The sequence below is a fragment of the Nonomuraea sp. MG754425 genome (assembly GCF_021699195.1).
In the GTDB taxonomy this organism is placed as follows: Bacteria; Actinomycetota; Actinomycetes; order Streptosporangiales; family Streptosporangiaceae; genus Nonomuraea.
On the sequence record NZ_SSXE01000010.1, the window covers coordinates 66,396 to 86,337 of the forward strand.

Annotated in this window: 20 protein-coding genes and 1 tRNA gene; 16 read left to right on the plus strand and 5 right to left on the minus strand. The window is 71.2% G+C overall.

Translation table 11 applies throughout. From position 1 onward, the window contains the following. Window positions 1-18 precede the first annotated feature (18 nt). From FAF44_RS05530 to FAF44_RS05575, 10 genes are all read left to right on the plus strand, one after another. Window positions 19-1,395 (plus strand): FAD-binding oxidoreductase, encoded by a 1,377-nt coding sequence (locus tag FAF44_RS05530; protein ID WP_237101909.1) that lies wholly within the window; start codon window positions 19-21, stop codon window positions 1,393-1,395. 27 nt (window positions 1,396-1,422) lie between these two features. Further along, entirely contained in the window at window positions 1,423-1,770 is a 348-nt protein-coding gene (locus tag FAF44_RS05535) for a cupin domain-containing protein (protein WP_237101910.1), read from the plus strand. A gap of 198 nt (window positions 1,771-1,968) precedes the next feature. After that, the gene (locus FAF44_RS05540) at window positions 1,969-2,562 is read left to right on the plus strand and encodes a cupin domain-containing protein (protein WP_237101911.1); all 594 of its coding nucleotides are present in this window, start codon (window positions 1,969-1,971) and stop codon (window positions 2,560-2,562) included. Between the two features lie 113 nt (window positions 2,563-2,675). Next, complete coding sequence (locus FAF44_RS05545) at window positions 2,676-4,244, plus strand: ABC transporter substrate-binding protein (protein ID WP_237101912.1); 1,569 nt, start codon at window positions 2,676-2,678, stop codon at window positions 4,242-4,244. Window positions 4,245-4,287: 43 nt separating this feature from the next. Next, window positions 4,288-5,217, plus strand: a complete 930-nt coding sequence (locus tag FAF44_RS05550) for an ABC transporter permease (RefSeq protein ID WP_237101913.1) — start codon at window positions 4,288-4,290, stop codon at window positions 5,215-5,217. Beyond that, complete coding sequence (locus FAF44_RS05555; protein WP_237101914.1) at window positions 5,214-6,065, plus strand: ABC transporter permease; 852 nt, start codon at window positions 5,214-5,216, stop codon at window positions 6,063-6,065. The genes FAF44_RS05550 and FAF44_RS05555 overlap by 4 nt, the downstream gene beginning before the upstream one ends. A gap of 1 nt (window position 6,066) precedes the next feature. Further along, the gene (locus tag FAF44_RS05560) at window positions 6,067-7,128 is read left to right on the plus strand and encodes an ABC transporter ATP-binding protein (protein ID WP_237101915.1); all 1,062 of its coding nucleotides are present in this window, start codon (window positions 6,067-6,069) and stop codon (window positions 7,126-7,128) included. Beyond that, complete coding sequence (locus FAF44_RS05565) at window positions 7,121-8,113, plus strand: ABC transporter ATP-binding protein (protein WP_237101916.1); 993 nt, start codon at window positions 7,121-7,123, stop codon at window positions 8,111-8,113. Before FAF44_RS05560 ends, FAF44_RS05565 begins: the two co-directional genes overlap by 8 nt. A 44-nt stretch (window positions 8,114-8,157) precedes the next feature. Beyond that, complete coding sequence (locus FAF44_RS05570) at window positions 8,158-9,780, plus strand: amidohydrolase (protein ID WP_237101917.1); 1,623 nt, start codon at window positions 8,158-8,160, stop codon at window positions 9,778-9,780. Window positions 9,781-9,840: 60 nt separating this feature from the next. After that, the gene (locus FAF44_RS05575) at window positions 9,841-10,773 is read left to right on the plus strand and encodes an NAD(P)H-binding protein (protein ID WP_237101918.1); all 933 of its coding nucleotides are present in this window, start codon (window positions 9,841-9,843) and stop codon (window positions 10,771-10,773) included. Between the two features lie 4 nt (window positions 10,774-10,777). On the opposite strand, the gene FAF44_RS05580 is transcribed toward FAF44_RS05575, so the two are convergent. Further along, window positions 10,778-12,406 (minus strand): serine hydrolase, encoded by a 1,629-nt coding sequence (locus FAF44_RS05580; protein WP_237101919.1) that lies wholly within the window; start codon window positions 12,404-12,406, stop codon window positions 10,778-10,780. A gap of 228 nt (window positions 12,407-12,634) precedes the next feature. Here FAF44_RS05580 and FAF44_RS05585 point away from each other — a divergent pair, with 228 nt between their 5' ends. From FAF44_RS05585 to FAF44_RS05595, 3 genes are all read left to right on the plus strand, one after another. Beyond that, entirely contained in the window at window positions 12,635-13,606 is a 972-nt protein-coding gene (locus FAF44_RS05585) for a helix-turn-helix domain-containing protein (RefSeq protein WP_237101920.1), read from the plus strand. A 62-nt stretch (window positions 13,607-13,668) separates the two neighbouring features. Further along, a complete protein-coding gene (locus FAF44_RS05590; RefSeq protein ID WP_237101921.1) occupies window positions 13,669-13,995 on the plus strand; it encodes a hypothetical protein in 327 nt (108 codons plus the stop codon). Between the two features lie 144 nt (window positions 13,996-14,139). Beyond that, entirely contained in the window at window positions 14,140-14,880 is a 741-nt protein-coding gene (locus FAF44_RS05595) for a S1C family serine protease (protein WP_237101922.1), read from the plus strand. A gap of 22 nt (window positions 14,881-14,902) precedes the next feature. Here the strand turns inward: FAF44_RS05595 and FAF44_RS05600 are convergent, their stop codons facing one another. Beyond that, on the minus strand, window positions 14,903-15,376 hold the full coding sequence (locus tag FAF44_RS05600) for an SRPBCC family protein (RefSeq protein ID WP_237101923.1): 474 nt from the start codon (window positions 15,374-15,376) through the stop codon (window positions 14,903-14,905). Continuing rightward, window positions 15,373-15,864: an RNA polymerase sigma factor gene (locus FAF44_RS05605; protein WP_237101924.1), complete on the minus strand. Its 492-nt coding sequence runs from the start codon at window positions 15,862-15,864 to the stop codon at window positions 15,373-15,375. The genes FAF44_RS05600 and FAF44_RS05605 overlap by 4 nt, the downstream gene beginning before the upstream one ends. Before the next feature lie 92 nt (window positions 15,865-15,956). On the opposite strand from FAF44_RS05605, the gene FAF44_RS05610 reads away from it, so the two are divergent. Both FAF44_RS05610 and FAF44_RS05615 read left to right on the plus strand, forming a co-directional pair. Further along, the gene (locus FAF44_RS05610) at window positions 15,957-17,084 is read left to right on the plus strand and encodes an FAD-dependent oxidoreductase (RefSeq protein WP_237101925.1); all 1,128 of its coding nucleotides are present in this window, start codon (window positions 15,957-15,959) and stop codon (window positions 17,082-17,084) included. Window positions 17,085-17,127: 43 nt separating this feature from the next. Continuing rightward, the gene (locus FAF44_RS05615) at window positions 17,128-17,961 is read left to right on the plus strand and encodes a bifunctional 2-polyprenyl-6-hydroxyphenol methylase/3-demethylubiquinol 3-O-methyltransferase UbiG (RefSeq protein ID WP_237101926.1); all 834 of its coding nucleotides are present in this window, start codon (window positions 17,128-17,130) and stop codon (window positions 17,959-17,961) included. A 572-nt stretch (window positions 17,962-18,533) separates the two neighbouring features. On the opposite strand, the gene FAF44_RS54430 is transcribed toward FAF44_RS05615, so the two are convergent. Further along, the gene (locus FAF44_RS54430) at window positions 18,534-18,773 is read right to left on the minus strand and encodes a CGNR zinc finger domain-containing protein (protein WP_272894088.1); all 240 of its coding nucleotides are present in this window, start codon (window positions 18,771-18,773) and stop codon (window positions 18,534-18,536) included. A gap of 562 nt (window positions 18,774-19,335) precedes the next feature. Beyond that, window positions 19,336-19,761: a response regulator transcription factor gene (locus FAF44_RS05620; protein WP_237101927.1), complete on the minus strand. Its 426-nt coding sequence runs from the start codon at window positions 19,759-19,761 to the stop codon at window positions 19,336-19,338. Between the two features lie 83 nt (window positions 19,762-19,844). On the opposite strand from FAF44_RS05620, the gene FAF44_RS05625 reads away from it, so the two are divergent. After that, window positions 19,845-19,916, plus strand: a tRNA-Arg gene (locus tag FAF44_RS05625). The last annotated feature ends 26 nt before the right edge of the window (window positions 19,917-19,942 follow it).

The window sequence follows — 19,942 nt, forward strand, 5'->3', positions numbered from 1 at the left end:
AACCGACAGGGAGTCCATGTGACAGTCAACGGCGACGTGTCCTTCTGGTACCGGGAGCCGGGGCTGCCGACGCCCCGTCCCGCGCTCGCCGGCTCCGTCGAGGCCGATGTGTGCATCGTGGGCGCCGGCTTCACCGGGCTGTGGACCGCCTACTACCTGAAGAAGGCCGATCCCGGGCTGGACATCGCGGTGGTCGAGCGGCGGTTCGCCGGGTTCGGCGCGTCGGGCCGCAACGGCGGCTGGCTGACCGCCGCGCTGGCGGGATCGCCGCGCCGGTTCGCCGAGACCCACGGCAGGCCGGGCGTACAGGCGCTCCAGCAGGCCATGAACGCGACCATCGACGAGGTGATCGGGGTCGCCGCGGCCGAGGGGATCGACGCCGACATCGTCAAGGGCGGGATTCTCCGCGTCGCGCACGTTCCCTCCCAGGTGCCCAGGCTGCGGGAGGGCGTGGACAGCGCCCGCGCGTGGGGCGACGAGGACGTCGAACTGCTCGACGCCGCGCAGACCAGGAAGCGCATCGGCATCCCCGCGGCCCTGGGCGCCTCGTTCAACCCGCACTGTGCCCGGATCCAGCCGGCCAAGCTCGTCCAGGGGCTGGCGAGGGTGGTGGAGGAACTGGGGGTGCGGATCTACGAGTCCACACCCGTCACCGAGATCGTGCCGCACGAGGCGCGTACGCCGTCCGGCACGGTACGGGCGAAGTACGTGCTGCGCGCGACGGAAGGCTTCACCGCCGGTCTGAACGGCGAACGCCGGACGTGGCTGCCGATGAACTCGTCGCTGATCGTCACGGAACGGCTGCCGGAGGCGGTCTGGGACGAGATCGGCTGGGAGGGCAGGGAACTGCTCGGCGACCTGTCGCACACCTACATCTACGCGCAGCGGACCGCCGACGACCGGATCGCGATCGGCGGGCGCGGCGTCCCCTACCTGTTCGGCTCCCGTACGGACGTGGACGGGCGCACGCACGCCGCGACGGTGCGCGCGCTGCGCCAGGCCCTGGTCCGGCTCTTCCCCATGCTGCGGGACGTCGCGATCGAGCACTCGTGGTGCGGCGTGCTCGGCGTGCCCCGCGACTGGTGCTCCACCGCCGTGGTCGATCAGCGGACCGGGCTGGGCTGGGCCGGCGGGTACGTGGGGCACGGGGTGGCGACCACCAACCTGGCCGGCCGTACCCTGCGCGACCTGGTCCTCGGCGCTGACACCGAGTTGACGGAGCTGCCCTGGGTCGGCCGCGAGGTACGCAGGTGGGAGCCGGAGCCGCTGCGCTGGATCGGCGTGCGTGCCATGTACGCCGCCTACCGCGTGGCCGATCGCGTCGAGATAGCGCGCGGCCGGCCGGCGACCTCCCTCATTGCCCGGGCGGCGGATCTCGTCGCGCGCCGCAACTGACCCATGCTGAACGAGAGAAAGGCATACATGAGTATTTTTCTGCCCGACGCATTGACCGCCGACCTCGGCTCGTCCGGGCCGAAGCCCACCTCGATCGCCGGCGACCAGGTGGAAGCGGTCCTGAAGGTCTGGACGGCCCATGACGACGCGGCCGCCACCGGCGTGTGGGAATGCACGCCCGGCACCTTCACGGCCGTCCGCGACGGACACCATGAGATCTGCCAGATTCTGGTGGGCCGCGCGACGGTCGTGGAGGAGGGCGGCACGCCGATCGAGATCGGCCCCGGCAGCACGCTGGTCCTGCCGGACGGCTGGCGCGGGGAATGGCGGGTGCACGAGACCATCCGGAAGGTCTACGTGACCGTGCGCACCTGACCGCCGTTTCGAGCGCCTGCCCTTCACCTCTGCTTCAGCAGCATTTCCGGCTGCCCGTCGGCAAAACGCCTGGTGAGGCCACCGATCCAGCGGTAATCGCGCAGCTTTGTTAAGACGACTTTGCTAATACAGCAGAGGTATTGCCTATAGGTACAGCTCTCTGTACTGTCATCTCACCAATAGGAGGTCTTTCGTCCGATGGATCGCGAATTGCCGGCATCGCCCGGGAAGCCGAGCGGCGACGGCAGCGACTCGATCGGGTCTCGGCTGCGGCGGCGCAGGCGGGCGAAGCGGATGACCTTGCGCGAGGTCGCTCAGCTCACCGGTCTGTCGGAGGGATACATCTCCCAACTCGAGCGAGGTCGCGTGACCGGCAGCATCGCCAGCCTGCAGAAGCTGACGAAGGCGCTCGGCCTGAACGTCGGCGAGTTGTTCGTCGAGACGACGGACGAGGCGCCGGCGGTCCTCCACGCGAGCGCGGCCCGCGGGTACGCCTTCGGCGTCAACGCCCGGAAACTGCGACTGACCCCGACCTCCCACCAATTTCTCGAGGCGTTTCTCGGCGAGTTCGAACCCGGCGGATCGACGGGCGACGCCCCCTACAGCCACGGGGACTCCGAAGAGCTCCTGCTCGTCCTGGAAGGCGAGATCGAAACCGTCATCGACGGGGTCACTCACCGGCTCTCCGCGCTCGACTCCATCACCTATTCCAGCCGGAGTCCTCACAAGGTCACCGCCGTGGGAGAACGACCCGCCCGCGTGCTCTGGGCGATCGCCCCGCCCAGTTACTGAAATTCGGAGAAAGACCTATGGCCACCACAGGTTCCAGTAGTCCGCAAAGGGGCGGACGGATACCGCGACCCCGGCGGAAGCAGCGATCCGAGGCCGGTTCTGAAGGAGAAATCATGACGAGGAGACTCACCGCCGGCAGGCGTTCTCGGCTGGCCACGTTCGGTGCGATCACGGTGGTGGCGACGCTGTTCCTGACCGCCTGCGGCGGCGGCGACGGCGCCGGCGGCAAGAGCGCGGACGACGGGATCGTGGTGATCGGAGACCCGGCCGAGGCCGTCAGCCTGGATCCGGCCGACGACACGAGCGTCTCGGGATACGCGCGCAAGTACCTGTTCTACGAGACGCTGCTGGAGCGTACCGAGAGCGGCGAGATGAAGCCGGTGCTGGCCACCGAATGGAAGCAACTCGACAAGCGCACCTACGAGTTCACCCTGCGGCCCGGCGTCACCTTCCACGACGGTGCGAAGCTGACCGCCGAAGACGTCGTCTTCAGCATCGAGCGGCTGATCAAGGGCGACTACCAGGACACGGTGAACACCGAGCCGTACTTCGCCTCCGCCGAGGCCGTGGACGACCTCACCGTGAAGGTCTCGTCGATCGACCCGCTGGGGACCTTCCTGCCGCGTGTCGCGGGCATCCGGATCGTGCCGAAGCACGTGGTCGAGAAGGTCGGCGACCAGCAGTTCGCCCGCAGCCCCGTCGGCACCGGCCCGTTCACGTTCACGTCCTGGACGCGTGACTCCGAGCTGCGCGCCACCGCGTTCGCCGGCTACTGGGGCCAGAAGCCGGTCGCGAAGGGCATCACCTACCGCGTCCTTCCCGAGGCGTCGGCCCGGATGTCCGCGCTGACCAGCGGCGAGATCGACGTGGCGCTGAACCTGCCCAAGGAGACCACGGCCCAGCTCGAGTCGGCCGACTGCTGCAAGGTCGCGACCACGCCGACCAACCGCGTGTTCTTCATCGGGATGAACACCAACCAGGAGCCGCTGAACAAGCCCAAGGTCCGGCAGGCGCTCAACTACGCGATCGACAAGGAGACCCTGAGCCGGACCATCATGTCCGGCAACGTGAAGCTCCACGGCGACGGCAAGTCGCTGATGTTCGGCGAGAGCATCACGGGGTTCGACCCGGACGTGACCGGCTACCCGTACGACCCGGAGAAGGCCAAGGCCCTGCTCGCCGAGGCCGGCTACCCCAACGGGATCGACATCACCTTCGCCGGGCCGCGGGCCCGCTACCCCAACGACGCGGCACTGGTCGAGGCCATGGCCGAGATGCTGAAGAAGGCCGGGGTCAACGCCAAGGTCGATCTGACCGAATGGAACACGTACTGGCCGAAGACGCAGGCCGGTGACCAGCCGGGGCTCTGGGTGCTCTCCCTGGGGAACTCCGTCTGGGACGCCGAGTACTACCTGACGACCTACCTCTCCTCGCTGGGCCGCGGCTACTTCTCGACGCCCGAGACCGACGCCGAGATCAAGGCCCAGCGCGCCGAGACCGATCCGGAGGCCCGCACCGAACGGCTACGCAAGATCACGAAGGAACTCGTCGAGCAGCAGGCCCCGTGGATCTTCCTGTGGGACATGGTCGATCTGCACGGTGTGAGCGCTTCCGTCCAGGGCTTCAAGGTCGGCCTGGACCAGCGCATCGACGAGAAGACGATCTCGGTGTCGGGTTCATGATCCGCATCCCCCCGACCACCCCGCGGACGGGCTGGAGGCGGTCGTGGCCCTGTTCATAGCCGGCCGGACCGCCCAGGGCGCACTGGTGCTGCTGGCCGTCTCGGTGGTCGTCTTCCTGCTGTCGTTCCTGTCCGGGGATCCCGCGGCGCTGATGCTGCCCGCCGAGGCGACCCCCGCCCAGATCGCGGAGTTCCGCCAGGAGATGGGCTTCGACCAGCCGGTGTTCGTCCAGTACTGGGACTTCCTGGTCGGCGCGCTGACGCTCGACTTCGGCGTCTCGTACTTCCACGGTGACGACGCACTCGGGATGGTGCTCGAACGGACGATCCCGACCCTGCAACTGACGCTCGCGGCCATGGTGGTCGCGCTGCTCATCGCGATCCCGCTGGCGACGGTCGCGGCGCTGCGGCGCGGCTCGGTCATCGACCGCCTCGTGGGCGCCGTGGCCATGCTCGGCCAGTCCCTGCCGCACTTCTTCGTCGGGATCGTGCTGCTGATCGTCTTCACCGTACGGCTCGGCTGGCTGCCCGCGATCGGCAGCCCGACCGCGCGGGGGCTGGTCCTTCCGGCGCTGACCCTGGGGCTGTACGCCACGGCGGAGACGATGCGGCTGCTGCGCTCCAACCTGCTGGAGGTCCTGCACGAGGACTACGTGCGGACCGCCCGCGCGAAAGGCGTCAGCCGGGCGGGCGTGATGGTCCGGCACGCGATGCGGAACGCCGTCATCCCCGTGATCACCGTCCTGTCGCTGCAGGTCGGGACGTTGCTCGGCGGAGCGGTGATCACCGAGACCGTCTTCTCCTACCCGGGGATGGGCCTGCTCGCCGTGCAGTCGATCGCCAACCGCGACTTCCTGGTGATCCAGGCGTTCGTGCTCATCGTCGCGGCGATCGTCGTCTTCCTGAACGTGGTGCTGGACATCGTGTACGGGCTCGTCGATCCGCGCATCCGGTTCGAGGTGAGGCAGTCATGAGAACGTGGAGCCGGGTCCGCGGCGTGCTTCGTGATCCCGGAGGGCTCTTCGGCGCCCTCGTGATCGCCCTCATCCTCATCGCCGCGATCGCGGGCCCCGCGCTGGCCCCGTACGACCCGTCGGCGCAGTCCCTGGAGACCCGGCACCTGCCGCCCTTCTGGATGGACGGCGGGAGCACGGCGCACCTGCTGGGCACCGACCAGTTGGGCCGCGACCTGGCCAGCCGGGTGATCCAGGGCGCGCGGGTCTCGACGATCGTGGGCGTGGCCGCCGTCCTGATGCAGGTGCTGGTGGGCGTGACCCTCGGCCTGCTCGCGGGCTACTGGCGGGGCGCCCTGGACGCCGTGATCATGCGACTGGCGGACGTCTGGCTCGCCGTGCCCTTCCTCGTGCTGGCCATGGCGCTGGCCGTCGTGCTCGGTCCCGGGTTGTGGAGCACCGTCCTGGTCCTGGGGGCGGTCGGCTGGGTGACGTTCGCGCGGATCGTCCGGGCGCAGACGTTGTCCATCCGGGAACGTGACTTCGTCCTGGCCTCCCGCGTCGCCGGCGCGCGGCCGATCCGGACGATGCGGGCGGAGATCCTGCCGAACGTCGCGGCGTCGGTCATCGTCGTCGCCACCCTCCAGGTGTCCCAAATGATCATCGCTGAGGCCGCGCTGAGCTTCCTCGGCCTGGGCATCCAGCCTCCCGACGTGGGCTGGGGCAGCATGATCGCCGAGGGGCGCGACAGCCTGTCGTCCGCGTGGTGGGTCGCGGCCGTCCCGGGAGCGGCCCTCGTGATCGCGACCCTGGGGATCAACCTGTTCGGCGACGCCCTCCGCGACGAACTCGACCCGAGGATCCGCTGACATGGCCATTCGACAACAGCAGGAACGCGGCGCGCCCGTCCTCGAGGTACGCGACCTCACGGTCGAGATCCGGACCAAGCGCGGCACCATCACCCCCGTGGACCGGCTCTCGTTCACGCTGCGCGGCGGCGAGGTCCTCGGCCTGGTCGGCGAGTCGGGGTCGGGGAAGTCGGTGTCGATGATGGCGCTCATGGGCCTGCTGCCGGCGGGCGCCGCGCGGGTCACCTCGGGCACCGCCTTCCTGGGCGGCACCGACCTCCTCTCGGTCTCGCCGAAGCGCCTGAACAGCATGCGCGGCGGCGTCGTGTCCATGGTCTTCCAGGATCCGATGAGCGCGCTGAACCCCGTGATGCGCGTGGGCGACCAGGTCATGGAGGCGGTTCGCGTCCATCACCGCGGGCTCGGCCGCAAGGGCCTGCGGGCCCGCGCGGTGGAACTGCTCGAACTCGTGGGGATCACCGACGCCGGCGAGCGGATGAACGCCTACCCGCACGAGTTCTCCGGCGGGATGCGGCAGCGCGTCATGATCGCGATGGCCGCGGCCAACGAACCGGCCGTGATCATCGCGGACGAGCCCACCACCGCGCTCGACGTCACCGTGCAGGCGCAGATTCTCGAACTGCTGCAGGACATGAAGGAGCGCATCGGGTCGGCGATCATCCTCATCACGCACGACCTCGGCGTCATCGCCGAGATCGCGGACCGGGTGATGGTCATGTACGCCGGCGGCAAGGTCGAGGAAGCGGCCGTCCAGCCGATCTTCGACGCGCCCCGTCACCCCTACACCGCGAGTCTCCTGGCGAGCATGCCGAAGCTGAGCGGCGCGGTCACCACCATGCGGACCATCCCCGGCGCGCCGCCCGACCTGCTCGCGCTGCCGCAGGGCTGCCGGTTCAACCCCCGATGCCCGCTCGCCGACGGCCGGACGGAGTGCCACACCCGCGCCCCGGAACTCGTCCACCTGGACGGCGGACAGCAGAGCGCCTGCCACTTCCCGGCGGAGGTGGAGAAGGCGTTCTCCCGAAGCTCCGACCAGATCGAGGAGGGCGGCGAGCGTGCCTAGGATCCTGGAGGTCACCGGCCTCAAGAAGCACTTCCCGCACCGATCGCGCAACACCCTGCCGTGGCGGCCGCGGACGATGGTGAAGTCCGTGGACGGCGTCGACCTTGACCTCGAGGTCGGCGAGACGCTCGCGATCGTCGGAGAGTCCGGATCGGGCAAGACCACGCTGGCCAGAACCGTACTCAAACTGTACGAGCCGACAGCCGGCCGGATCGTGCTCGACGGAGCCGACATCACGGAGCATTCGCTGCGGCGGATGACCCCGATCCGCCGGAACATGCAGATGGTGTTCCAGGACCCGGTCGGCTCGTTGAACCCGCGCGCCGAAGTGGCCGCCATCGTGGAGGAGCCGCTGCGCGTCCAGGGGATGCGACCGGCCGAACGCAGACGACGCGTCGCCGAGATGCTGGAACTCGTCGGCCTCAACCCCGGCTACGGCTCCCGCTACCCCCATGAGTTCTCGGGAGGCCAGCGGCAGCGGATCGCCATCGCGAGGGCGCTGTCCGTGGACCCGAAACTCGTGGTCCTCGACGAGCCCGTGTCGGCGCTCGACGTCTCCATCCAGGCGCAGATCATCAACCTCCTGGTGGAGCTGCGCCGCGAACTGTCCATGTCGTACCTGTTCATCTCGCACGATCTCGGCGTCGTCCGTCAGATCGCGGACCGGATCGCCGTCATGTACCTGGGCCGGATCGTCGAGGAGGGCGCACGGGACGACGTGCTGCTCGCCCCGAAACATCCCTACACGCAGGCGCTGCTGTCGGCCGTCCCGATCGACAACCCCGCCCTGCGCGGCGTACGGCGGCGGCGGGTGCTCGCCGGTGACACGCCCAACCCCGCCAATCCGCCGACCGGCTGCCCCTTCCGGACCCGCTGCTGGCTGGCGACCGACACCTGCGCCACGACCGCCCCCGAACTGCTGAGCGTCTCCCCGACCCAGCGGGTCTCGTGCCACGTGGCCACCGAGCCGCCCCAGACGCGGTGACGCCGCCGCGCCGTCCGTTCCTGTCCGTCCCACCAGGAGGTCAGATGTCTCACCCCTACGAAGCCGACGCCGTCTACGTCAATGCCGTCGTCCACACGATGGACCCCGCACAACCCGAGGCCGACGCCTTCGCCGTACGCGACGGCCGGATCACCGCCGTCGGCGCGGCGAGCGACCTGCACGGCCTCGCCGCACCGTCCGCCGTGGTCGATCTCGCGGGGCAGACCGTGATCCCCGGCCTGACCGACGCGCACACCCACCTCGCCTGGGCCTCGGACTCGCTCAACTTCTGGACCGGGATCCACGTGCCGCCCTACGGGGACATCCCCAGCCTGCTCGGCCGGCTCCGCGAAGCCGCCGCGGGCAAGGCGGCCGGCGAATGGATCCTGGGCATGGGCAACCTGATGCACGAACAGCGCCTGGCCGAGCGCCGGTACCCGACCCGGCGCGAGCTGGACACCGTCTCGACCGACCACCCGATCCTGCTCCGGCTGGCGGGCCATGTCCACGTGCTCAACTCGCTGGCCATCGAGCGGATGAACATCCCGGACGACGTGGTGGCGCCGCCCCAGGGCCACATCGGCCGCGAGGCGGACGGCAGCCTCGACGGCGTGTTCCTGGACGCGCACCACGTCCTGACCCTGCCGGCGTTCGACCAGCAGGAACGGGTCGAGGCGATCGCCCAGGCGGCACGCCACTACTTCCTGCGCTTCGGCATCACCGCGATCGGCGACATCGTCTCGGACGCCTGGCAGGTCCGCGCCTTCCAGGACCTCAAGGCCCGCGGCCTCCTTCCCCTGCGCATCGGCTACTACCCGGTCGTCCCGGACGCCGTCCGGTTCGACAGCGTCCTGGACTTCTCGACGAGCAGCGGACTCGGCGACGACTCCCTCTACTTCGCGGGCCTGAAGGTGTTCGCGGACGGCGGCGTCTCCGCGAAACAGGGCGCGATGCACGAGCCGTACCGGGGCACCGAGGAACGGGGCGGGCTCGGTTACGAGGAGGCGGAGTTCCGCGCGATCGTACGGGCCTGCCTGGCGAACCGCATCCAGCTCGTGACGCACGCCGCCGGCGACCGCTCCTTCGACTTCGTCCTCGACGCCTACGAGGGCGAGATCCCGGCGGTCGGCTGGGACGACCACCGCTTCCGCGTCGAGCACGTGTCGCACCCGTACCTGACGGACGAGCGCATCGCCCGGCTGCGCGACTCGGGCAGCGTCGGCGTCCCGCAGGCGCCGCACCTCTACTCGATGGGCGACTTCTACGCCGAACTGCTCGGTGACGAGAAGCTTCCGCTCGCGCTGAGACTGCGCTCGATGATCGACCAGGGGCTGACCATCCCGGGATCCTCCGACCTGACCGGCTCGCAGCCGGAGTCGAGCAACCCGTTCCTCGGTATGTGGACCAGCGTCGAGCGCGAGGCGGTGTTCGGCACCAAGTACGGCACGAGCGAGGCGATCACCCCGTACGAGGCGCTGCGCAGCTACACGATCGACAGCGCCCACGCGATCAACCAGGACCACGTCCGGGGCTCCATCTCGGCCGGGAAACTGGCCGACTTCGCCGTCCTCGACCGGGACCTGCTGGCGATCCCGACCGGCGAACTGCGGGACGTGACCGTCCGCAGGACCTTCATCGGCGGAACGGAGGTCTACTCGGCCGACTGACCTGCCGGGGCCCGCGATTAGCGGCCGGCTCTCGTGGTAGAGGGCGGCTGGAGGTGGGCGATGTCGCAGGTCAGACCGATTCTCGTGACGGGGGCCGCCGGCAGTGTCGGAGCCGTCGGCCGGACCGTCGTGGAGACGTTGCGGCGCCGGGAACTGCCGGTCCGGGCGCTGGTCCATCGCGAGGACGCGCGGGCCGAGGCGCTGCGGGCCACCGGCGCGGAGGTCGTCGTCGCCGACCTGACCCGCGCCGCCGAGGTCGTCCCCGCCATGCGAGGCGTGGGCCGGGTGTTCTTCACCATGAGCGTCTCGCCGTCCTACCTGGAGGCCGCCGTGGTGATGGCGACGGTGGCCCGCGAGAGCCCCGGCATCGAGGCGTTCGTCAACCTCTCGCAGCTCACCGTGTCCGGGATGAGCACCACGAGCACCGAGGAGTCGCGCCAGCAGCGGCTGCACTGGCTGGCCGAGCAGGCGCTCACGTGGTCGGGGCTGCCGCTGGTGCTCGTCCGGCCCACGGTCTTCCTGGAGCATCCCTTCTTCACCCGCTTCGCCGCCGCCTCCATCGCCGTCGGGGACGAGATCCGCCTGCCGTTCGGGGCGGCGCGGACCTCGCCCGTCGCGGCCGGCGACGTCGCCGACGTGGTCGCGACCGTCCTGGCCGATCCGGCCGCGCACCTCGGGAAGGCGTACGAGCTGACCGGGCCGCGCTCGGAGGACATGAACGCCGTGGCCGCCGAGTACTCCGAAGCCCTGGGACGGCCCATCCGGTACGTGGACGTGCCCATGGAGCGGTGGCTGAAGGAGGACCTGAACCAGGCGCGGCTGCCGGACCACCTGGCCGAGCACATCGCCACCATGGCCCGGCTGCACGCCCGCGGCCGGTACGCCCGCCTCACCCACGACGTCGAGAAGGTCACCGCACGACCGGCCACGAGCGTCCGGGACTTCGTGGCCGGCCACGCGGCCCTGTACGCCGGCCGCGCCCGCTCGGCGTGACCTGTTAGAGCGTCGGGAGGCCGACCGCGTTGGCGGCGTCGGCCTCGAAGTAGTCGGTCGTGGCGTGGCGGCCGGCGTGCTCCTCGAAGAAGCTCCGCACCCCGTCGACCGAGTCATGGACGATGACGTTCACCGCCCTGGTCCCGTCGGCGCTCGCCACCGCCACCGTCCACCGGGCCCCCTCGGGAAGCCGGCCGTACGCCTGCTTGATGGAGTCCCAGAAACCGTCGTGGTCGGAAATCGTGGAAACGGCCATGACGTGCACCGTGGCACTCTCCTCGTCGATTCGCGGATGCACCCGGCAGTTGGTGTGCAGGTACCGCGCGGAGCCGTTCTCGAATTCGTAGATCGCGACGGTCTGCGGGTCCTCGATCGGGTCGTCGGACGTCATCAGGAAATGGGTCTCGCTGATCGGGGCCAGCTCGTAGTCGAGCTGTTCCGGTTTGTCGAGGAGCTGCGCCTCCATGGGGTTCAGGGTGAACCTGAGATGCAGCTTGCCCTGTTCGGCGGCCACTTCGTAGCGGGTGCCGGGACGTCCGTAGGAGCCCTCGTACCTGGCCGGATCGAGGGCCAGGGCCGGGTCGGGCTCCGGCAGGGCGGGGATCGTGACCGCGCCGAGGTCGGCCAGGATCTCGTTGAACACCTTCCGGTAGAAGCTGTCGCGCGGCCCTGCGTTGGCCAGCATCGCGACGGCGATGCCCGATTCGGGGAGGATGCGCAGGCGGGCGCTCTGGCTGACCGTGCTGCCGTCGTGGGCGTAGACGGTCTGGCCGTGCCAGTCGCACACGATGAGACCGAGCGCCCATTCCGGCCCGAACAGGTACGGGTCGGGAACGGGGACCCGCGACTCCGTCATCTCGCGGACGATGCCGGGCGAGACGATCCGGGTCCCGTTCGGCGCCCTTCCGTCGTCGAGGAAGACGTGCGCCATCGTGAGCAGTTCCCGGGCCGTCGTGCTGACGTTCCCTCCGGGGCCGAAGGAGCGCGGCAGGTGGTCCAGCGGTGTGAGCACGGGCCCTTCTTCGAGGGATCGGACCAGGTAGCCGGTCGCGGCCCGGCCGCGGTCCACGTGCTCGCGCCGGCTGCTCGTCGAGGTCAGCCCCAGGGGGCCGAACAGGCGGTCCGTCATGATGTCGTCCCACCGTCTGCCGTCGGTCACCTCCATGACGCGGGCGAGGATCGCGTAGCCGAGGGCCGCGCTGTAGCCGTGGGTGTGGCCCAAGGGGTGGACCTGCCGCGCGTCGGCGATGTTCGCCACCATGCGCTCGTAGACGTCGTCGTCCTCGCCCGGATCTCCGTAGCTCTCCTCGATGCCGCTGGTGTGGTTGAGGAGATGGCGGGGGGTGACCTCGGCGCTGACGACGGGGTCGGCGACCCGGAATCCGGGCAGGTAGCTGCGCACCGGCTCGTCGAGGGCGATCTTCCCCTCGTCCACGAGCCGCATGAAGGCGAGGGCGGTCCACGTCTTGGACACCGAGCCGCACTGGTAGACGGTGCCGGTCGTCGCGGGCTCCCGCGTGGCGACGTCCCTGACGCCGACGGCGAAGTCGGTGATCTCCCCGTCGTGCAGGACGCCGATCGCGGCGCTCGGGATCCGGTACTCCGCGAGCAACTCGGCGACGCGCGCTCGCATCCGATTCACGTTCAACGCTCTTGTCACAAGGAGCTCCTCGTCCTGCCCTTATCTTTCCAAGTGAGAAAAAGCTACGTTGCATTTCAAGTCTCGTCAACGAAAATATGGCTGTTTGCTGGGCTTTCGTGTCGATCGTTGCAACGATGGTGTGGATCAATGCAACACGCGCCGACCGGGCGTTGCAATGTACTGTTGGTGAACGCACCCGAACCGACAGAGGGCGAGCCGATGCCCGGAGACAGGCTGACCCACGACGATCGCCACCAGATCGCGAGCTGGCTGGCCGAAGGGCTGGGCTACGCCGAGATCGCCAGGCGGCTGGGCCGGCCCACCTCCACGATCAGCCGCGAGGTAGCCCGCAACGGCGTGCCCGGCGGCTACCTCGCCGACCGCGCCCAGCGGGCCGCCGGGCAGCGCGCCCGCCGTCCCCGACCGGCTCAGGTCGCGGAGCCACCGGCCGGCGGAGGTCCGGCCGCGTCCGTACGCGCCTTCGTGGCCCGGTTCGCGACGCTGCTGGCCGCGACCGGCCTGCCCCGGATGCCCGCCCGCGTGCTCGCCTGCCTGCTCACCTCCGGCTCCGAGGGCCTGCGCTCCGCCGACCTCGTCGTCCTGCTCCGGGTCAGCCCGGCGTCGGTGTCCAAGGCGATCGCCTACCTGGAGGCGATCGAGCTGGTCAGGCGCGCACGGGAGGCCGGCCGCCGCGAGCGGTACGTCATCGACGACGACGTCTGGCTCCGCGCGTTCAAGGCCGACACCGGGGCGCACACCGAGGTCGCGGCGGCCGCGTGGCAAGGGATCGAGCTCTTCGGCGCGGGCACGCCCGCAGGCGCCCGGCTGCGCCGGCTGGCGGAGTTCTTCACCTGGATCAGCGAGCAGATGAACGGCAGCGGCCTGGCCGACGCCGCCGTCCACGACGCGCTGACCGTGCTGGCCGCGCTGGTGCACGCCGCCCGGCCGCTCGCCGTGGCCGAACTCGCCACGGCACTGGACTGGCCGGTCCGGCGGACCGCCGCCGCCCTCGACGCGCTCATGCTCCATCCGGCCCTCTCCGACCCGCTCGCCGTGGAGCGGGCCGGGCGCGGCGCGTTCGCCGTCACCCCGAGGCCGGACCGCCTGAGCCCCGCACAACGCGACGCGCTGACCGTCGGCCCGCGCTCGGCCCGAGGGGCGCGGGCACAACCGTCACCTCACGGACAGTAGTTGGGCAACTACTCATCGCATAGGCTCCCTCTGGAATCCGGTCATCCGAGAGGAGAACACCCATGAGTGCAACACGGCAGGCACGCCGGGCGGTGGGCGCAGCCCTGACGATCGGCGCGTTCGCCGCCGCCCTCGCCGCCACCCCGGCAGCCGCCACCACGCAGACGTCGGCGGCGGCGCGGGCAGGCGAGGTCTTCGTCTGCGGGGAGGTGGCGGCGGAACTGCCCAACGTCTTCGCCCGCGACTGCGACACCACCCACTGGGGCCCGGTGGCCAACTTCGTCGTCATCCACCGCCACTCCAGGGCCGCCTTCCACTGCGCGACCGGCTGGGCCGAAGGCAGCCTGTGGCTCAACGGCCAGAACTGCCGCCGCATCCCCGCCACCTGACACCAGGGCGCCGGCCGTCCTGCCGCGTTCGCGCACGAGTCATGGGGCGCGAACGCGGTCGGCCCGATTCACGACGACGCAGCATCTCGGACATCTCACGAAACGGCGGACCCACATGACCGACGACCCGTGCTCCGGCCGGCGATGAGACCCGTCATCGCCTGCCTGGGGGCCATGGCGCTGATCGCGCCGGCGCCGCCCGGCGTCGCCCAGGCCGCGTCCACGTATACGACCGCCGCGGCGGCGGTCGAACCGCAGCAGGAGGTGCCGGAACTCGACGCCCCGGGCGCGGAGCAGCCGGTCACCTTCCCGCCGGACCGCCGCACCCGCCCCTCCCCGGGCACGTACGTCTTCACCGCCCCGCGCCACACCCGCATCACCCGCCTGGAGATGAACTGCCGCCCACCCTGCGCGGAGGCCATCGCCACCGACGGCTCCACCGCGACCGTCCGCACGCCGCCGGGGCGCTGGCGGTGGAGCCTGCCCGTACGCGTCTGGCTCCAGGCCGGCCTCAACGCCCCCGTGCCCCGCGCCCGCTACAGCGGCAGCCTGACTGTAGACGGCGAGCGGCAACCCCTCGACGTGATCATCACCGAGGGCCGGCCGGGGCTGTTCGGCATCGTCCGCGCCGACACCCCCGACAACAGCGGCGCGCTGGTGTCCGCCGTCACGCCGGGCGGCCCGGCGGACCAGGCGGGAATCCGGGCCGGCGACGTCATCGTCTCCTTCAACGGCAAGACCGTCACCAACGCGCGCGAGCAGCGGGCCGCCCGCATGGCGGTACGCGGGGGAGCCACCGTCCCCGTCACCTACCGCAGGCCCGACGGCAGCGTCAGAACCACCGAGGTCACCCTGGCCGACGCGCCGCCTGGAACGCCGGCGTAGCCCGGAACGCGTGCCCTGGAGCTCAGCGCCCGTCGTGGGTGACGAGCCCTTCGATGGTCCGGAGTTCCCGGTCGATCTTCGCGAGGGCGGCGCGGCGGTCCGGCTCGCCGGGTTCCAGGGTCTGCCCACGCCGGTGTTCGAGATGCGCCAGCAGGGTCTCACCGCCCAGATCGCGGGCGGCGAAGGCCACGACGATCGTGGCCGACTGCATCACGCACCAGCCCGGCCGCAGCCTGGCCTCCATCGTGTCCTCGTGGCCGGAGACGTCCCGCACCAGCAGGCGCAGAGACTCGCCGCGCTGCTCGACGACGCGCACGTGGGCGACGCCGGGCTCGTAGCGGGGAGTGGCGTTCTCCAGGTCCGCGACGACCTGCCACACCGCCTCGAAGGGCGCGGCGATGCGGCGCCGCCCCACGACGGAGCCCGGCAGTCCGGCCGAGAGCACGGCCAGGCGGTCGATCGGGTCGATGGCGGGGTACGCCACAGGATCGGTCATGACTCCCAAACCTCCCGGAACGCGGCCCTGGCCCGATGCAGCCGGGACTTCACGGTTCCCAGCGGGATCCCCAGCGTGTCGGCGATCTCCGGTTCGCTGAGACCCTCCCTGGTGCGCAGGACCAGCACGACGCGCTGGGGGACCGGCAGCCGCGCCAGGGCGTCGTCGATGTCCACCAGCCCTTCCAGCGCGGCGGCGGGACGGTCCACGAGCGTCTCCTCCGCGGGGACCTCCAGGTCGTGCCGCCGGGCGAGCCTGACCGCCGTCCGGACCGTGACCGACCGCACCCACGTCATGATCGCCTCAGGGGCACGCAGCGACGGCAGGCCCCGGAAGATCGCCAGCAGGGCCTCCTGCGTCGCGTCGTCGGCCGCCGCCGGGGCGATCCGTGCGCACAGCCGGCGGACGTACGGGGCGAGGTCGTCGAGCAGCCGGTCCAGCGCGAGCGCGTCCCCCTGCTGAGCGGCGGCGACGTCCTCGGGATCCACGCCAGGAAGGTTACAAGAACATCGGCCGGAACCTTTCGCGGGATCTCCGCCACTTTCCCACCAGGAGGACATCACGCAGAGAGGACTGTCTCGTGAAACCAGACCTGCACATCGTCGGGGCCGGCCTGACCGGGCTCACCGCCGCCATCGAGGCGGCCGAACGCGGCCGGCGGGTGACCGTCGCCGAGGCGCACACCCGGCCGGGCGGGCGAGCGCGCACGTCCGCGGCTCCCTACCGGGCCAACCTCGGCGCGCACGCGATCTACGTGGACGGGCCGTGGTGGGCGTGGCTGGAGCGCCGCGGCCTGACCCCGCCGATCGTGGCGGCGCCGCCCCGGGCCGGCCTCGTTCGGACCGGAGGCCGGCTCGGACCATGGCCGGACGACCTCGGCCGGGCCATCGCCGCACTGCCCGCCGAGGCCCCGGCAGGGGAGCCGTTCCGCGCCTGGCTGCTCCGGCACGTCGACGCCAGGACGGCGGAGGCCGTCATCGGACTGACGTTCATCTTCACCTTCGACCACGACCCCGGACGGCTCTCGGCCGCGTTCGCCCACGAGCGGCTGCGCCGGGCGCTGGCCGGCGGCGCCCGGTACGTGACCGGCGGCTGGTCCACCCTGGTCGACCTGCTGGCCGCGCGAGCCGCCGCCCTCGGCGTGCGGATACACACCCGGACCAGGGTGCCCGCCCCGCCGGATGGCCCGACGATCCTGGCCACCAGCCTGGCCACCGCCCGCCGGCTCACCGGCGACAGCACGCTCACGTGGCCGAGCGCCCGCCTGGCGACGGTCGACCTGGGCCTGCGGGCCGACCGCGCCCCCGGCTGGTTCCGGATCATGGACCTCGACGAGCGCATCTACGCCGCCCGCTACAGCCTCGCCGACCCCACCCTGGCCCCGCCCGGGCACGAACTCGTCCAGATCGCCGCGGCCTGCGCCCCGGACGAGCGAAAGGCCGACGCCGAACGCCGCGTGCGAAGCCTGCTCGACGCGTCCTGGCCCGGCTGGCGCGACGCGGTGCGGTGGTACCGCAGCGCCGTGCGTACCGACTGCACCGGGGCCCTCGACCTGCCCGGGACGACCTGGCGCGACCGCCCCGCCGTCAGCCGCGAGGGCACCCTCGCCGTGGCCACGGACCAGTCCGCCGCGCCTGGACTGCTCGCCGAGGTCGGCATCGACGCCGCGCGCCGCGCCCTCCGGGAATTCGGTGGCCTGTGCCGCTAAACCGGTGGCGTTCGCGCGGACGGGCCTCGTAGCTTGTGCGTTCGTGACAGACGATCCGAAGACACGCCAGAATCGCCAGGACATCGGCCGCGTGTTCAACGAGGTGCCGGAGATCTACGACCGGGTCCGTCCCGGCTACCCCGACGAACTCTTCGCGGACCTCCACGCCATCACCGGCCTGGACGAAGGGTCGTCGGTGCTGGAGGTGGGCTGCGGCACCGGTCAGGCGACGCGGCCCCTGGCGGCGCTCGGCTGCTCGGTGACCGCCGTCGAGCCGGGCGCGGACCTGGCCGCACTCGCCCGGCGGCGGCTCGCCGACTTCCCTGACGTCGAGATCGAGCTGTCCACGTTCGAGGAGTGGGACGACCGCGGCCGGCGCTTCGACGCCCTCGTGGCCGCGTCGTCGTGGCACTGGGTCGACCCGTCGATCGGCTGGCCGCGCGCGCACCACGTCCTCCGGCCCGGGGGCTGGATGGCGCTGCTCGGGAACATCGTCATCCGCAGGCCGGGGGAGCCGGAGGTCTACGCCGAGACCGCCGATCTCCACGAGCGCTTCTGCCCCGGGAACCCCGGCTGGGGCCATCCGCCGCTGGAGGACGAAGTACGGCTGGAGGACGACGGCTGGGGCCTGGCCGACGGCCCCGGGGACCTGTTCGGCCCGGTGATCGTGCGCTGGTACCCGACCGTCCAATGGTTCGACGGGGCCGGCTTCGCCGATCACCTTCGCTCGATGTCGCTGTATCGACGCCTCGACAGCGACGTCCGCGAGCCCCTGCTCGACGCCATCGCCGAGCGGATCCGGACACGGATGGGCGACCGGGCGTCACGCTGTTACCTGAACGTCCTCCGCGTCGGACAGCGGCGAACGGGGCGGTAGGGCGTTGACCCCGGGGCCGGACGGTGGTGAGCCGGCTGATGGGGTGTTGGTTCTGATGGGTGGCGGGGGCGCATGCGGGACGGCCACTGGAACGCCACTGCGCCTGCGCCGCCACGCCCGCGCCATCCCCCTGCGCGCCACTGCGCCCCCGTGCTGCGCCTGCTCCCTCGCGCCTGCTCCCTCGCGCCTGGGCCCTCGCGCCTGCTCCCTCGCGCCTGCTCCCTCGCGCCTGGGCCCTCGCGCCTGCTCCCTCGCGCCTGGGCCATCCGCGTGCGCCCCGCGCTCCCGCGCTCCCGCGCTCCCGCGCTCCCGCGCTCCCGCGCTCCCGCGCTCCCGCGCTCCCGCGCTCCCGCGCTGGCGCTGCCTTGCGCCAGCCTGCGCTTGCGCTCCCGCGCCTGGGCCATCCGCGCTTGCGCTTGCGCTGGCCTGAGCCTGGGCCGCCTGCGCGCTCCCGCGCTCCCGCGCTCCCGCGCCTGGGCCATCCGCCTGCGCGCCCCGCGCTGGCGCTGCCCTGCGCCGGCCTGCTCTTGCGCCCCCCGCGCGCCTGCGCCGCCGCGCGCGTTGGCCCGCGATCAAGGGCGTGCGGTGGTCTTGCGGGAGTGTGAGGCGCTGGCTTTGGCGCGGTTCCCGCAGACGTCCATCGAGCACCAGGTCCGGCGCCGGTTGCGGGAGAAGCTGCACCCGTACGTGCGGCCGGTGCTGAACCGCGAGCTGTTCACCGACCACACGCGCGGCCCGATCGATACACGGACGGGACGCCGACGAGATGACGGCCGGCAGGACGGGAACCGCTCGACCAGCAACTCCCGCATCCAGCGGAGAACTCGGCCGGCTGCCGGCCCGGCGATGACCCGTGCGATGGGCCGGACCGCGACCCGGCGACCTCGCCGACGCGGTGCGGCGACCTCTTGCCGGTCGTGCGACCTTCCGCTACGCGGCGACCGGCCCGTCCACGTGCCGCTGGGATCGCGGATCGTACCGACGGACCGATCGACACCACGATCACGCGGAACCTGGCCACCTCCGGCCCGGTTACCGCACGCGACATGCGAACCTGGCGTCGCCTCACCCGCCTGAAGGCCGTAGCCCACTGGCTGCGGCCTCGCCCGGCCACGTTCCGCGACGCGAACGGGACGGACCCGGTCAACCTGCCCGGCACACGGATCAGCGTTCCCGAACGACTTCGACAGCCTGCCGCTGTCACACCAGGCCCACCGAGACAGCCCGCAGCCCGCACCGTCCCCCGGACCAGGCCCTACCGGAGCGCTCCCCACCCGCAATGCGCACCGCAGACACCGCCCGAACGCGACCCGCCCCGCTCGTCCTGAGACCAGATCGGGCCCGCCCGGCCCATCACACCCAGAACGTGCGGCCTCAGTCCACCCGCGGGATCCCCGCAGCCAGATCCCGCACGACCTGAATCAGCTCAGCCGGATCGAACGGTTTGGTGAGATACGCGTCCACCCCGATCCGCCGCCCCCGTGCCTTGTCGTCGTCCTGCGCCCTGGCCGTGATCAGCACGACCTTGATGTGCCGCGTAGCCTCCCCGTCCCTCAGCATCTGCGCCGTCGTCCACCCGTCCAGGAACGGCATCATCACGTCAAGCGTGATGACATCGGGCATGACGTCGAGCACCCGATCGAGGCAGTCCTGCCCGTCGGTGGCGGTCGTGACCTCGAACCCTTCCAGGTTCAGGTTGACCGCGATGAGCTGCCGGATGACCTCGTCATCGTCTACGACCAGTACTTTCCCAAGAACGTCGCCCACGGCCGCAAAGTTAACTCGTAGCGAGCCGGTCACGAGGGGTTTTCGCTGGAAGTGTTCAAGGAGCTTTATCTGGTGCCGAGCGGTCCTCAGGAGCTGGTAGCCTTAACACTCGTCGAGCCCCCTTAGCTCAGGGGATAGAGCACCGGCCTCCGGAGCCGGGTGCGTAGGTTCGAATCCTACAGGGGGCACTCGCGATCTACATCGTAAGATGGGC